The following is a 12,910-nucleotide window of genomic DNA, read 5'->3' on the forward strand; positions in this document are numbered from 1 at the left end:
GCCACTAGGAGGTCATCGCTTTCTCGATGATCTGAACAGCGGGCACGTCTGCCAGAGCCCACTCGAGCATCATGAGCTGCTCGGGTGGAAGCCAGCACACAGCCTCGTGTTCGGTGAGAACGGGGGTGCCATCGAGCAACTCGCAATAGAAGGTGGTCAACTCAATAATTGCGAAGTCATACTCGTGGGTGGTTGTCGCGACCAGCTCGCCGACAGCTACCGTGCAGTGCAGCTCTTCATAGATTTCCCGCGCGAGGGCGTCGCGAGGCGTCTCCCCAGGTTCTATTTTCCCGCCCGGAAACTCCCACATCCCGGGGAGGTTTCCCTGGGCACCGCGTTGCGCACACAAGATGAGACCGTCGCGCACAATGACAGCGCCAACGACGCTGATCTGTTTCTTCACGCGCGATCCCCTTGAGCCACGGGCGAACGCCAAAAGTTGTTGCACGATGCCCTAAGAAGTACTGGTCGCATCAGCCTATTGGCGACAGAGGTGTCCGGGCGGAAGAACGGCGGAACGAACTGCGCTTTCTTTCAGTTAGTCGACAGTTCGCTCGGGGCTGGATGCTGCTGCCCGGAGTGCCGACTCAAACGCACCGACCGACCCACGAACAGCCTCAAGCTCAGCATCGCTGAGAATCGCGGTGATACTGCCGTCATCGTGATGGGCGAGCACTACGGGAAGCCCGGTGGTGGCCGCAAACTCGGTCTCTGCTGCGGTGGTTTCGTTGCGGTGGCGCACATCGAAAGCCACACCGAGTCGGGTGACCATGGCATCCCATTCCGGCTTACGACGAATCGGTGAGTGAGTGATGTCGCACAGCGAGCAGGCAGTTGTGCCCAGGAGATGCCCTATCACGTAGCGGGTTTCGCCCCACACGCCACCGTCGGCGTTATAGATACCGGTGTAGCGAATGATCGCCATGATGCCTCCTGTGGGCCGCGCTGAGATTCGGGTGAGCAGTTCTTTTGTAGTTCGGAGACCTGACGAAAAGCTGATGGGTCGGCGACCCTCATCAGCGGGCTACTGCCAGAAACGCTTCTTCGGTTCCGCCTCACCCAGCGGTTTACCGTTCAACAGAACGCCGGATGACGACGCATCAGCAATCGGTATCGAGAACGAAGTGCTCGATTCGCGGCCCGTCGCCAGTGCCTCCTTGGCGTACTTGACGATGATGACAATCGCGACGAACGCGGCGATGCCCACCGGAACCAGCGCATCCTCCGGTCGGTCATTGACGCGGAACTCCACCCGCCCCGCAAACACGCTGCCCATCAGCCCGCCCTGGCCGCCGACCGCATCAAAGGAGCTGAAGACCTCAGAGAGAAAGCCCGCGACCACGCCGACAGCGGTGGCAACGATGCCCACCACTAGCACGAAAAAGAAACCAGCACCCCGAACCACCGCACGGGGTGATCCGCGCTTGAAGAAACCAAATGCTGCCGGGGCCGTGAGTGACGCGGGAACCAGACATCGAGCAGCCTCCAAGGGATGATCTCAGCAGACTATCCTCTACCGGGCGCCCTACTCGTCGTCGACGTCGAGAGCAATCTCGCCGCGTTCGGCGATCGGGAAATGCACTGGCTCACCGAACACTTTCGCGGTGATCGTCGCGATGGCCTCGCGCAGGTACGGAAGTACAGTCATCACTGCCACCTCGTTGGCGAACAGCTGAAGGGCGCGTCGACGCGGTGCAACGCCGTTCAGCAGGTCATACTCACCAGCCACGGAAGCCGTCGCTTCACCGACCGGCAAAACAACTGTGGCCTGCAGGCGAATCCCAAAACTCGTGTCATCGACGCGTTGCTGGACCTCAATGGTCAGCCGTCCTTGATCTGAATCTTCAGTTGGCGTCGCGCCATCGTTTCTACGCGCGGATACCTCGTAATAGTCCACCGACCGAAGGGTAGAGTTCGCGATGATGGCCCTAACCTCCGAAAGGTCTTCTTCATTCATTTGAGACGGCACGAACGACCTCAAGCGCCGAGAGCGAAGTCGGTTCGCTTCGAGTCCGACCAAGAGCCGCTAGCTTTCGGACTGACAATTGGCCGAGTGGCCCGGATGCTTTGATTGGGCAGAGTAAACGAAGCGTCCCATCGCGGCGCGGCCGCGAGCCAAATAGACTGCCCGACATCAGGAGCGACATGGTGCTCGACAAGTGCACCGATAGCGTTGGCGTATCGGCGCATTGTCGAGAGCTTTGGGTCAGAGTCATAGCGCTCCAACTTATTAATCGCCTGCTGGCTAACGCCGATGATCTTGGCGACCTGCTTCTGAGTCAGTCCGGCCTCACGCCGAAGCTTGATCAATTCGGTCTTCATCGCGCGATCCTCGCGCGCAAGAACTTTCGCGCGTGCCCGCACGAGTCGAACTTCGGACGTCGACAAAGAGAGTTCAGTTGTGGTTGGCATGGGAGCCATAATAGTCCGACAACCTGCAGGTTGTGCAATAGTCGGGCTCAGCACCTACCCCCACCCGCTGGCTCGACCAGCAAGGTAGCGCTTCGCTGCATACTCGATCTCGTGCTGTTGGGATTCGTTATCGACCTTGATGTGACGGTGCAGGAAGACTAGCTTCGTCGGAAGTTCTGCAGGCTCGCCATGGTAGAACCGCAGCTTTTTGGAGAGTGCTGTGCGACGAAGTTCATAGACCTCTGGATCCTCTCTGATGGGCTTGATCGGTGTGGTCCCATCCCCGGAATCCCAGAGTTCCCCATTGGCCGCCGCTGCAAAAAGCTCCTCTATCTCTGCCTCTTCCACGATGCGCGCAAACGGCACCAGCGTGGCAAGCCACGTTGATAAAGCCACGACAGACGGGTGGGAGTCGTCTTGACAATCGATCCAATTGAGAGGTGCTAAGTTTGGGTCGCAGCATCGCGAATTGTTTCCGCTTCGGCGCCGACTTGGTCTCATGAAAGTAATGTTACTTACCACCGCCGACGCACTCGCCACTTCCCTGAGGTGCTATCGCTTCAACGCGAGACGGAATCCGTTAGGGCGTCCGCGCGGGATCCGCTACTGAGCGGTGGGACGCCGCCCGAGCGACGATTGGAACCGGATCAGGTAGCCGTCCGGGTCAGTGACGACGAACTGCTGTACGCCGGCGTCCTCGTTGCCGACGCGGTACCACTTTTCTTCGGGCTGCATGAATAATCCGACTCCGGCAAGTGCTAGTGCTTCGGCAATCACGGCCGTGTCGGGAACGGTGACTTGGAAGTTGATGCCACGACCAAATGGCGTTTCTAATGCGGCGGGCACCCAGTTGCGGCCGGTGCCAACCTGTTCGAGCATCACGTGGGCTGTGCCGAAAGTTATGTACGCGAACCGCTCTTCTGGTCGCGAGTAGCGAAGCTGGAAGCCACAGACGTCGCACCAGAACTCGATGCTCCGATCGAGATCAGTCACAAGCAGCTCAGGAACTAGCGCGGAGTCAACGTCATCAGTCACTGCGTCATCATCGCACGCGAGGTCCATAAAGCGGATCCATCAACGCGACAGTAAATATGTCGCTTACGAACTCGTTTGAGGAGTTTGAGTCGATGACTAGAGTTGCTGAGCGGACGATGGTCGTTTCGCTTCGAAACTGCCGGAGTCAACGTGATGGGCACAGCTCTGGAAGCAGAACTCGATCGTATTGTGGCGGCCCGCGATCGGGATCATATGGCGCCCACCATCGCTGTACTCGAAGCGCTCTATGGCCAGTACCCTCATAATCCGAGAGTGCTTTACGAGGTCGGTGGCGCGTACGACACCGACGGTCAGGAGGCAACAGCAGTCGGGTTCTACGAACGCGCGATGGCTGAGGGGCTGGAAGGCGATGTGCTGCGCCGATGCTCCCTCCAATACGGAAGCACTCTAAGAAACCTGGGACGCACCGACGAGTCGATTTTGGTGTTCGCCCGCGCCCGGGCACAGTTCCCTGAATCCGTCGCTCTTGGAGTATTCGAGTCCTTGACGCTCCACGCTGCGGGCCGCGCGAATACGGCACTCGGAAGCCTTCTCGCTCTGCTCGTCGAGAATGTGCACTCTGAGGAGATTGACCGATACAAACCAGCCATCCGCGGCAATGCCGAGTATCTGGTGTCACTCGACTCAGCAAAGTCGACCGAGGCTCACTGACCGATCCTTCTACGGGTAACGCCGTGGCAGGACGGCACAAAGGTCGAGATTATCGTGGAGATGGTGGAGACCACCATTAGTGGCGAAACGACGGATGGTCGGCTGAGGGCCCGGTCTGTGAAGACGGCCCCGTAGCCTAGACAACCTCTTCCGCTTCAAGAACAACACAAATACTGCTGTGCCCAAAGCAGTCCATCAACGCGTCAGCCACTCCGACAGCGGATCGTGCGAGCCATTTGCTGGCCGCTATTTTTGGCAGCTCGGGCACCACCACGCGAAACGGGTGTCAGTTGGGCCGGTACCAAGCTGCTCCGACTCAATACGAGTGCCGCACCGCAAACACGCATCCCCACGCCGGCCATGCACCCAATACTGCGGCTTACCCCGCGGCAACCCCGTCAGATTACGGCTCGGACGATCGCGATTCACCATAATCGCCTTGTGAGCCAGTGCGACCAAGCGGGCCGGATCCGTCACCTCACCGATCGGTGTGCTGGGGCGAACACCGCGTAAAAAGCTCAACTCGTTCGCATACACATTGCCGAGACCGGCGAGATTGCGCTGATCGAGGAGTGCCAGCGCCACCGGACGCGCCGGATCTGACAGCAGATTGCTTAACGCTTGGTCGGCATCCCAGTCGGGGCCCAAAAGGTCCGGCCCCAGATGACCAACAATGCTGTCTTCGGATGCCGTCGGCACCACCTCGAGCAGGCCCAATTCAAAGCCGACCGCGACTTTCGTTGCCGTGCTCAACACACCGCGAGCAAGGTACGCGGGTTTGCGCCAACGCTCGCCGGGCACGTAAATCTTCCAGACGCCCTCCATTTTGAGGTGGCTGTGGATGGTGACACCGGTGCTGGTACCGGTGCCGGGTTCGCTGACGCCACCTGTCGGGATGCCGCGACCGCCACTGTCATCGCCGACCCGAATGAGGAGATGTTTGCCGCGCGGAATCACACTCGTGACCCTCTGGCCGCTGAGGTCGACCGTCGCGAACGCGGGCACCCGAAAATCGGTGCTCGTGAGAGTCTGGCCGTCGAGAGCCCCTCGAAGTTTCGCAGCGGCTTTGTAGACGGAATCGCCCTCAGGCACGAAGCCTCAACCCCTGCGGTGTCGCCACAAACCCGGCCTCCACGAGTGCTTTGCCGACGGGGGTTCCCACAGCGAAATCACCATTCACCTTCTCGATGCGCAGCTTCGGCAGGGTGCCGCGGAGAGTGCTCGTGAGCGAACGCGTTGCCGCATCAACAACGGCTGGCTCGGTATCGAAGGCGAGCAAAGACTTGCCGCCACGCTCCAGATACAGGGCAAGGTGGCCATCGACGAGCACCACAATTGCGCCAGCCTTACGACCGGGGCGGTGCTTCTTGGGGGCCTCAGCGCTGGACTTGGCGGATCCTTCGGCGCCGGCACTCAGAGTCGAGCCGTCGTCACCCGCGACGCTCGTACCTGCACTACCCGCGCCGCCACCAAGCCCCGGCCAGCCGAGAGCAGCCCCGTAGGGATTCGCGGGGTCTGTTGCGGCAAGGGTGATCGCGCGAAGGTCGGGTGCGGCATCCGGATCCCGCGTGAAGCTGCGCAGCCGGTCAACAGTTGCACCGGTCGCAAACTGGGCGGCACCGAGCCCCTCAATGAAGTACCCGCGTCGAGCGCGACCGGTTTCTTCGAAGCCGCTCAGCACCCGATAGGTGAGGGCGAAACCACCACGGATGCCCTCACTCACGACCGCGCCACGCGTGACAACCGCATGCCGTTCGAGCATGAGTTCGGCCGTCGATTTGGCGCGCACTGTCGTATCGCCCTCGGCGGTCTCGAGGAGCGCCCAGCGCCCCGAAGCGCTCGGCGGTCCAGCCTGCGCCACCGTCGAAACACGGCCACGGTAGGCACGCGCGCGCGCCGGACGAGGTGCCCGAGTCGCACGAACAGCACCGCCCAAGTGTGCACGCAGCGGCGCAAAACTGTCATTGGTGATGAGCGAACGCCACACCAGATCCCACAACTCCTTCAGCAGCAGCTTGTCATCGGTGCTGCCAATCTGGTTCGACAACTGACGGAAGAAGAACGCGCCACCGCCACCCAACGCATCCAGAATGCTCTGCTGCAGTTCGCTCACACCGTCACGATCAGGCTCCGGCAGGGTCAGCGCCGCCGTCGCTGTCGGGTGCAGGCTAATCCAGCCATCACTACCCGCCAGCGCACCCTGCCCCGCCCACACCACCTCACCCGACGTCGTCAACTCATCAAGCCAAGCCGGCGAATAGTCCCGAATACGGGCACTCAGAATGAAGTTCTCCCACGCGGATGCCGGGGCCGAATACCCCGCGAGTTGGTCAATCACCTGTGCGAGCCCATCAATACCGCGCAGCGAGTCACCGGCGGCAGACACATGCTGCCAGGCCGGCAAGAACCGGCCAAGCGTTGCGTGCGACACGGGTTCCACCTCCTGGCGAAGAGCCGCAAGCGAGCGGCTGCGCAGGCGTCGCAACACATCCACGGAACACCATTCGGTGCCCGAGGCGCCGGGGCGAAACTCGCCATCGACGACTCGACGATCGGCCGCGAGCCGACGCAGGGTGTCCTGCACAACGGCGGTGCCGAGGCCGAAGTGGGCAGCCGCATCCGCAAGCGTGAACGGTCCGTGGGTGCGGGCATAGCGACTGACAAGATCGCCAACTGGATCATCAACGGGCTCGATGAACGCCGCCGGCACGCCAATCGGCAGCGGCACCCCGAGGGCATCGCGCAGGCGGGCCGCATCCTCGATACCGGCCCAACGGCGTTCCCCCGCAATCGTCACTTCGAGCACGCGGTTGGCTTTCGCAAGCCCAACGAGATCGGAGGTTAGCGCGGCACCCGTCACCAACGATCGCGCTTCAATCTCGGCAACGGTCTGCGGCCCCAGCACGCGCAACAAATCGACGAGCCCTTCGGCGTTGCGCGCATGACGTTCGGGCGTAAGCCGTTGCAGCTCCAGCTCGGTCTGCTCAATCACACCGGGGTCGAGCAGTTCACGCAGCTCAGCCCGACCCAACAGCTCGGCGAGCAGCGCCGGGTCAAGCGACAGTGCAGCAGCACGACGCTCGGCAAGCGGCGAATCACCCTCGTATACGAAAGCGGCCATATAGCCGAAGAGCAGGCTGCGAGCGAAGGGCGACGGCACCTCAGTCTCCGTCTCCATCACGCGGATGCCGCGGCTCGCGATCCGCTTCGTCAGCGCGGTCAGCGCCGGCAGGTCGTACACGTCCTGCAGCACTTCGCGCACGGTCTCCAGCACGATCGGAAAGCTCGGATACTTGCGCGCAACATCGAGCAGCTGCGAAGCACGTTGACGCTGCTGCCAGAGCGGTGAACGCTTGCCGGGATCGCGGCGCGGCAACAGCAGCGCACGGGCCGCACACTCCCTGAAACGTGCGGCGAACAGCGCCGAACCGCCGACCTCTTCCGTCACAATCTGTTCAAGTTCGTCAGCGTCGAACACAAAGAGGTCCGCGCCCGGTGGGGCGGCATCGGTGTCGGGGATGCGCACCACGATGCCATCGTCACCGGCCATGGCGGCGCCATCCACCCCCAACTGTTCGCGAATACGGGCGGTAATCGCCAACGCCCACGGCGCATGCACAGGCATGCCATACGGGGAATGTAAGACCACTCGCCAGTCGCCGAGCTCATCCCGGAACCGTTCAACCACGAGGGTGGTGTCGCTCGGAACGTGCCCGGTCGCCGCCTTCTGCTCGGCGACGAGCGCCAAGAGATTCGCGACCGCATGTTCGTCGAGTCCGATCAATTGGGCACGAGCGGTCGCGGCTTCGAGGGATGATGTTGCGATTTCTTTCGTGAACGCGCCGATTGCTTCGCCCAACTCGGCCGGGCGGCCCAGGCCATCGCCTTTCCAAAACGGCACGCGACCGGGCTGCCCGAAGGCGGGGGAGACGAGCACCTGGTCGTGGGTGATGCTTTCGATGCGCCAACTGGTGGTGCCGAGGGCAAACACGTCGCCGACCCGGGATTCGTAGACCATCTCTTCGTCGAGTTCACCGACCCGACGGCCGGGGGCGCCGGCCTCGCCGCCGATCATGAATACACCGAAGAGCCCGCGGTCGGGGATCGTGCCGCCCGAGGTCACCGCAAGCCGCTGAGATCCGGGGCGCCCACTGATGGTTCCGGCAACCCGATCCCACACCACCCGCGGGCGTAGTTCGGAGAATTCGTCACTCGGATAAAGCCCGCTCAGCAGATCGAGCGTGGCGTCGAAGGCACTGCGCGGCAGCGAAGAAAATGGAGCACTGCGGCGCACGGTATCGAACCACTCCTCAACATCGAGCTCGTCGAGGGCAATCGCGGCGACCGTCTGCTGCGCGAGCACATCGAGCGGGTTCGTCGGAACCGCAAGTGCCTCAATCTGGCCACTCAGCATCCGCTCAACAGCAACCGAGGTGTGGATGAGGTCGGTGCGGTGCTTCGGAAACAGCACCCCCTTAGAGATTTCCCCGACCTGATGCCCGGCTCGCCCAATGCGCTGAAGCCCACTGGCGACCGACGGCGGCGACTCCACCTGAATCACGAGATCAACGGCGCCCATGTCGATGCCAAGCTCGAGCGAACTGGTCGCAACGACACAGCGCAGCACCCCGGTCTTGAGGTCGTCTTCGATGATCGCGCGCTGATCTTTGCTGACCGAACCGTGGTGCGCGCGCGCAAGCAACGGGGCTGCCCCCATCGTGGATCCGCCCTGCGCCATCATCTGGGCCGGTGGCTTCCAGGGTTGCTGCGGTGCGGCGTAGGCGGCAGCATCCACACTGGCCTGCGATTGCAGCACGGCTTCGGCACCGTCGACGCTGCCGTTGCTCATCCGCTCGTCAAAAATCTCGTTCAGACGTGCCGTCAGTCTCTCGGCAAGCCGCCGAGAATTGGCAAACACAATTGTGGAGCGGTGTTCGAGAATCGCATCCACAATGCGTTCTTCAACGTGCGGCCATAGCGACGCCGCAGATTGGGGAGTCGCCTCCGGATCAAAGCCGTCACCGCCCGACCCGGCACCGGCACCGTCACCGGCGCCCGACCCACCGCCGGCGCCCGACCCCGCCCCGCCAGCGGCGCCCGCCCCGCCACCGTAACCGGCAGCACTCTTTCCGCGGGCGGCAGCAACAGTGCCCGGGATCGTCATATCGGCCACCGGAACCACCACGCTCAACTCGAACGTTTTTGCCGATGGCGGGTGCACGATCGTCACCGGTGAGCGCCCGCCGAGAAAGCGAGCAACCTCGTCGATGGGGCGCACGGTGGCCGAGAGTCCGATGCGTTGCACAGGTTTCGCGAGCAGAGCATCCAACCGTTCCAACGACAGCGCAAGGTGGGCACCCCGCTTGGTCGCCGCCACCGCGTGCACTTCGTCGATGATGACGGTATCGACGTTTTTCAGCGTCTCGCGCGCCGCCGAGGTGAGCATCAGATACAGCGACTCTGGCATCGTAATCAGGATGTCGGGAGGCAGACGTGCAAGCAGGCGGCGGTCTTGTGCGGTGGTGTCGCCCGAGCGCACCCCCACAGTGATGTCGGGCTCGCCGAGCCCCAGCCGCCGGGCGGTTTGGGTTACGCCCACGAGGGGGGCGCGCAGGTTGCGCTCAACATCAACGCCGAGAGCTTTCAGCGGAGAAATGTAGAGCACGCGGGTGCGGTGTTGGGGATTCTCGGGGATCGGTAGAGACGCCAACTGGTCGATGGCCCACAGAAAAGCCGCCAAGGTTTTACCCGAACCGGTCGGGGCAACCACGAGAGCATTCGCCCCCGACGACACTGCATCCCACGCCCCCAATTGGGCCGGGGTGGCAGCATCGAACGCGCCCTGAAACCACTCTCGGGTGGCGGGCGAGAACTTGCCGAGCACATCGCTCATTGTTCTATCTTCGTTGTTGCCGCTGACAGTGCACTACACCGGCCTGAACTTCAGCGTGACGTGCGCGCCAACCGCGGCACCACTCACTACCCGTGCGTGCTCAAGAAGCTCACAAAGTCGTTCAACTCATCCGTCGAAATCGAATGCGCCAGCCCCTCATAAATGTGCGACTCGGCACGCGTGTGATCAACCAGCCACTTCTCGGTGCGCTCGATAGCCGCCGCCGGAATCACCGCATCATCAGTGCCACGACCCCAAAATACGGGTGGGCGGATGCTCGCCAGCTGCGCGTCATTGGGATGCTCCGCACTGGCCACAAACCCGGAGAGTGCTACGGCAGAGCGGAAGCGCTCCGGGGCGAGCCGCAGAAGTTGGAGCGTCATCGCCGCACCCTGCGAGAAACCGAGGAGGCTCACACCCGTGTACTGCTGGTCATCAAGCCAGGTGAGCACGGCCCGCGCCGATTCATCCACTAGTTCTAGATTGTGGCTACCGTCACCGCTGAGGTTGATGGGAAACCACGAAAAGCCGCCATTCTCTGGGATGGGTGCCCGCAGCGAGGCGATCACCGGTTCGAGCGGAAGCCCCGGCGCCATCGCAAACAGGTCACCCTCATGCGAGCCATAGCCGTGGAGCAGAACCAGCAACGGTCGCCCGGCCCTCTCGCGTTCTGGGGCCGACCAGAGAACTGCTGACGAATCAATCTGCATGGCCCAAAGCCTACGCGGCGTGCCCGCGTGCCTGCCAACCTGCATGCCTGCAAACCTGTCGGCGGGAGCCAAAGGTTTAAAAGTCTACGGTCACTGCGAGCACCTTGGTGATGCCAGTGAAGGGTGATTCTCCGGCCTCGTAGATCCCTGTTTCACAGGAGACCACAGCCCACATGAAGCTTCCGGAGGCGGGTAGGGAACGTGCAATCAGCTCCATCGTTTCCGCATTGCCTGATGAGAGCGTGCGCTGAAGTGTCGCGCTAGAAAACTCGATGGTCGAACCGCTGCCGGCAGCTCCCACCGCGATATCTACGGAACGAGAATCGAGCACGGATGCGTTGGGGTCGACCGCTGCGAACGTATCAATTTGCTGGCTCAACAATTGCTCTGACGCCACGCGATCCCCCGCTTCAACGGGTGCAACGTCTTGCTCGTTCTGCGACGTGAGTAGCAGGCAACCGCTGTCTGCATTCTGAAACATGTTGACCCCGTTTTCGTCGAACTTCAGAATTTCCCAGCTCGGATCTAACAGAACATTCCAGACCGGTGGGCCACCGAAATCGGCGCTTCCATCGAGGGGGATTCGGTCGACGCTGCTGCTCGGAGCACCGGCCACTCCGGGGCGCTCTGCAGACGGCGTGGGTGACAGTTCTTGGCCGCAGCTTTCGGGGGAACTGCAGTTGTCGGCGGCGAACACTGACGCAAGGAGTGTCACGGCAACGATGATCGAGAGAATGCCGCCGATGAACAGAACCCCTGCCCCGAGGATGAGCGCCAATGCCCAGCGCGGCAGGCTCGACTTCGTGCTGTTTGGCGACTCGTGTGGCGACTCGTGTGGTGTCTGGTCTGTCATGGTTCCCTTTAGCTTCGTGGGCGATCGTCTGCGTGGGAAAAGCTAGTCAATCGCTGAGGTGCCAAGGGCTCAGAGGCCAGCGATGTTCAAACTCAAGGGGCATCCGCGCCTGTGTGGGAACTGTTGAAGGCAAGCACCGAGCATCATGGGTGCCGAAAACCCGTTCCCGCGCACGAGAAACCCTCCCATGGGTGACAATGGAGCATGAGCTCCGTTGGCACACCAGACCCCAACTCGTCTTGGCTATCAGAGGAAGAACTTGCGGAGACCCGCAGGCGGCTTCCCCTCCTCTATGTTGAGGCTGTTCCGGTGCGCGTGGATGGGCTGGGTCGCGTCACCGAGATCGGCACTCTGGTGCGCGGCAATGATGGAGAGATCACTCGCACCCTCGTTTCGGGCCGTGTCCTGTATGGCGAGACGTTGCGCGATGCTCTGTTCCGTCATCTGGAAAAGGATCTGGGCCCGATGGCCTTCCCACTTCTGCCAGCGAACCCAACACCGTTTATGGTTGCCGAATACTTTCCGTGGCCCGGCGAAAGCCAGTTCACTGACTCCCGCCAGCATGCCGTCTCAATGGCGTATGTCGTTCCCATGACTGGCACGTGCGAACCCCGCCAGGATGCGCTCGAGTTGACCTGGTTGAGCCCCGCCGAGGCAGCATCCGAAGCGGTCACCTCCGACATGGAGGGTGGCCGCGGCGCACTGCTGCGCGCGGCACTCGCCTCTGTCGGCGTGCTGCCTTAGCGTCCGCTAGCGTCCGCCGCCGGGTAGCTCCCGTCGCGTAGTCCTGTCGCTTCGTCTTGTCGCGTAGTCCTGTCGCTTCGTCTTGCCCTACGGGGTCGTGTTACGGCGCCGCCCGTCTGACGCGTTCTGCCTCGTGCCGCATATGGAAATTCAGGAAAAACTGTTCCCGCGACAGCGCCGTCTGCCGCGGATGCTTGGAAATACCATGGCCGAGCGGCAGTCCAGCATCCGACGAAACACAATCTCCTGAGTTTCCGTGATGTGTAGGGAGCGACACCCGTATCCCGCTGCGTGGCCCCGTGACGCGGCTACGGAAATTCCGGAAATTCAGGAATACCGTTTTGGGCGGTGACGCTGCCGAGCGCGGATGCCCGGAAATCCGGGAGCATCGTGGCGGGTGCGCACATGGCGAAACGGAATCTCCTGAGTTTCCGTGATGCCGAGCCGAGCCGAGCCGAGCCGCAGCCGAGCCGCAGCCGAGCCGAGCCAACGCCAATCCAGCGTAAGCGCGAGCATGGTCCGCGCCAGCGCCGCAACCCGCCCTCGTTAAATGCCACAAGGCGACGAATCGCCACTCAGTATCACTGAGAG

General features: G+C 62.3%; 14 protein-coding genes. 2 read left to right on the forward strand and 12 right to left on the reverse strand.

Annotated features, from left to right (window positions below; all coding sequences use genetic code 11):
• Positions 1–4: 4 nt before the first annotated feature.
• The 7 genes from FB472_RS09600 to FB472_RS09630 all read right to left on the reverse strand — a co-directional run bounded on the left by FB472_RS09600 (position 5) and on the right by FB472_RS09630 (position 3,447).
• A complete protein-coding gene (locus tag FB472_RS09600; RefSeq protein ID WP_141990714.1) occupies positions 5–403 on the reverse strand; it encodes a (deoxy)nucleoside triphosphate pyrophosphohydrolase in 399 nt (132 codons plus the stop codon).
• Between the two features lie 135 nt (positions 404–538).
• Positions 539–925: a hypothetical protein gene (locus tag FB472_RS09605; RefSeq protein WP_141990715.1), complete on the reverse strand. Its 387-nt coding sequence runs from the start codon at positions 923–925 to the stop codon at positions 539–541.
• A gap of 99 nt (positions 926–1,024) precedes the next feature.
• A complete protein-coding gene (locus tag FB472_RS09610; RefSeq protein WP_141990716.1) occupies positions 1,025–1,489 on the reverse strand; it encodes a hypothetical protein in 465 nt (154 codons plus the stop codon).
• Between the two features lie 36 nt (positions 1,490–1,525).
• The gene (locus tag FB472_RS09615; RefSeq protein ID WP_141990717.1) at positions 1,526–1,957 is read right to left on the reverse strand and encodes a hypothetical protein; all 432 of its coding nucleotides are present in this window, start codon (positions 1,955–1,957) and stop codon (positions 1,526–1,528) included.
• Positions 1,958–1,977: 20 nt separating this feature from the next.
• Positions 1,978–2,412 (reverse strand): helix-turn-helix transcriptional regulator, encoded by a 435-nt coding sequence (locus FB472_RS09620; protein ID WP_141990718.1) that lies wholly within the window; start codon positions 2,410–2,412, stop codon positions 1,978–1,980.
• 54 nt (positions 2,413–2,466) lie between these two features.
• Positions 2,467–2,808: a hypothetical protein gene (locus FB472_RS09625; protein ID WP_246078173.1), complete on the reverse strand. Its 342-nt coding sequence runs from the start codon at positions 2,806–2,808 to the stop codon at positions 2,467–2,469.
• Positions 2,809–3,015: 207 nt separating this feature from the next.
• Positions 3,016–3,447 (reverse strand): bleomycin resistance protein, encoded by a 432-nt coding sequence (locus tag FB472_RS09630; protein ID WP_215730428.1) that lies wholly within the window; start codon positions 3,445–3,447, stop codon positions 3,016–3,018.
• Between the two features lie 153 nt (positions 3,448–3,600).
• On the opposite strand from FB472_RS09630, the gene FB472_RS09635 reads away from it, so the two are divergent.
• Positions 3,601–4,119, forward strand: coding sequence for a tetratricopeptide repeat protein (locus FB472_RS09635; RefSeq protein ID WP_141990721.1), 519 nt, complete (start codon positions 3,601–3,603; stop codon positions 4,117–4,119).
• 246 nt (positions 4,120–4,365) lie between these two features.
• On the opposite strand, the gene FB472_RS09640 is transcribed toward FB472_RS09635, so the two are convergent.
• The 4 genes from FB472_RS09640 to FB472_RS09655 form a co-directional block, all read right to left on the reverse strand.
• Positions 4,366–5,211 carry a DNA-formamidopyrimidine glycosylase family protein gene (locus FB472_RS09640; RefSeq protein ID WP_141990722.1) on the reverse strand — a complete coding sequence of 282 codons (846 nt, stop codon included), beginning with the start codon at positions 5,209–5,211 and terminating at the stop codon, positions 4,366–4,368.
• Positions 5,204–10,012 carry an Lhr family ATP-dependent helicase gene (locus FB472_RS09645; protein ID WP_141990723.1) on the reverse strand — a complete coding sequence of 1,603 codons (4,809 nt, stop codon included), beginning with the start codon at positions 10,010–10,012 and terminating at the stop codon, positions 5,204–5,206. The genes FB472_RS09640 and FB472_RS09645 overlap by 8 nt, the downstream gene beginning before the upstream one ends.
• Before the next feature lie 86 nt (positions 10,013–10,098).
• On the reverse strand, positions 10,099–10,722 hold the full coding sequence (locus FB472_RS09650) for an alpha/beta hydrolase (protein WP_141990724.1): 624 nt from the start codon (positions 10,720–10,722) through the stop codon (positions 10,099–10,101).
• A 76-nt stretch (positions 10,723–10,798) separates the two neighbouring features.
• Entirely contained in the window at positions 10,799–11,575 is a 777-nt protein-coding gene (locus FB472_RS09655) for a hypothetical protein (RefSeq protein WP_141990725.1), read from the reverse strand.
• Between the two features lie 204 nt (positions 11,576–11,779).
• Between FB472_RS09655 and FB472_RS09660 the strand changes: the two genes are divergently transcribed.
• Positions 11,780–12,319, forward strand: a complete 540-nt coding sequence (locus FB472_RS09660) for an NUDIX hydrolase family protein (protein ID WP_021809292.1) — start codon at positions 11,780–11,782, stop codon at positions 12,317–12,319.
• A gap of 327 nt (positions 12,320–12,646) precedes the next feature.
• Here the strand turns inward: FB472_RS09660 and FB472_RS09665 are convergent, their stop codons facing one another.
• Complete coding sequence (locus tag FB472_RS09665) at positions 12,647–12,835, reverse strand: hypothetical protein (protein WP_141990726.1); 189 nt, start codon at positions 12,833–12,835, stop codon at positions 12,647–12,649.
• Positions 12,836–12,910 lie beyond the last annotated feature (75 nt).

The organism is Rhodoglobus vestalii, from assembly GCF_006788895.1.
Classification (GTDB): Bacteria; Actinomycetota; Actinomycetes; order Actinomycetales; family Microbacteriaceae; genus Rhodoglobus; species Rhodoglobus vestalii.

Excerpts from the sequence above, each read along its gene's own strand:
- FB472_RS09650 (WP_141990724.1), bottom strand. The coding sequence starts at position 10,722 with ATGCAGATTGATTCGTCAGCAGTTCTCTGGTCGGCCCCAGAACGCGAG.
- FB472_RS09605 (WP_141990715.1), bottom strand. The coding sequence starts at position 925 with ATGGCGATCATTCGCTACACCGGTATCTATAACGCCGACGGTGGCGTG.
- FB472_RS09660 (WP_021809292.1), top strand. The coding sequence starts at position 11,780 with ATGAGCTCCGTTGGCACACCAGACCCCAACTCGTCTTGGCTATCAGAG.
- FB472_RS09620 (WP_141990718.1), bottom strand. The coding sequence starts at position 2,412 with ATGCCAACCACAACTGAACTCTCTTTGTCGACGTCCGAAGTTCGACTC.
- FB472_RS09645 (WP_141990723.1), bottom strand. The coding sequence starts at position 10,012 with ATGAGCGATGTGCTCGGCAAGTTCTCGCCCGCCACCCGAGAGTGGTTT.
- FB472_RS09665 (WP_141990726.1), bottom strand. The coding sequence starts at position 12,835 with ATGCTCGCGCTTACGCTGGATTGGCGTTGGCTCGGCTCGGCTGCGGCT.
- FB472_RS09615 (WP_141990717.1), bottom strand. The coding sequence starts at position 1,957 with ATGAATGAAGAAGACCTTTCGGAGGTTAGGGCCATCATCGCGAACTCT.
- FB472_RS09635 (WP_141990721.1), top strand. The coding sequence starts at position 3,601 with ATGGGCACAGCTCTGGAAGCAGAACTCGATCGTATTGTGGCGGCCCGC.
- FB472_RS09655 (WP_141990725.1), bottom strand. The coding sequence starts at position 11,575 with ATGACAGACCAGACACCACACGAGTCGCCACACGAGTCGCCAAACAGC.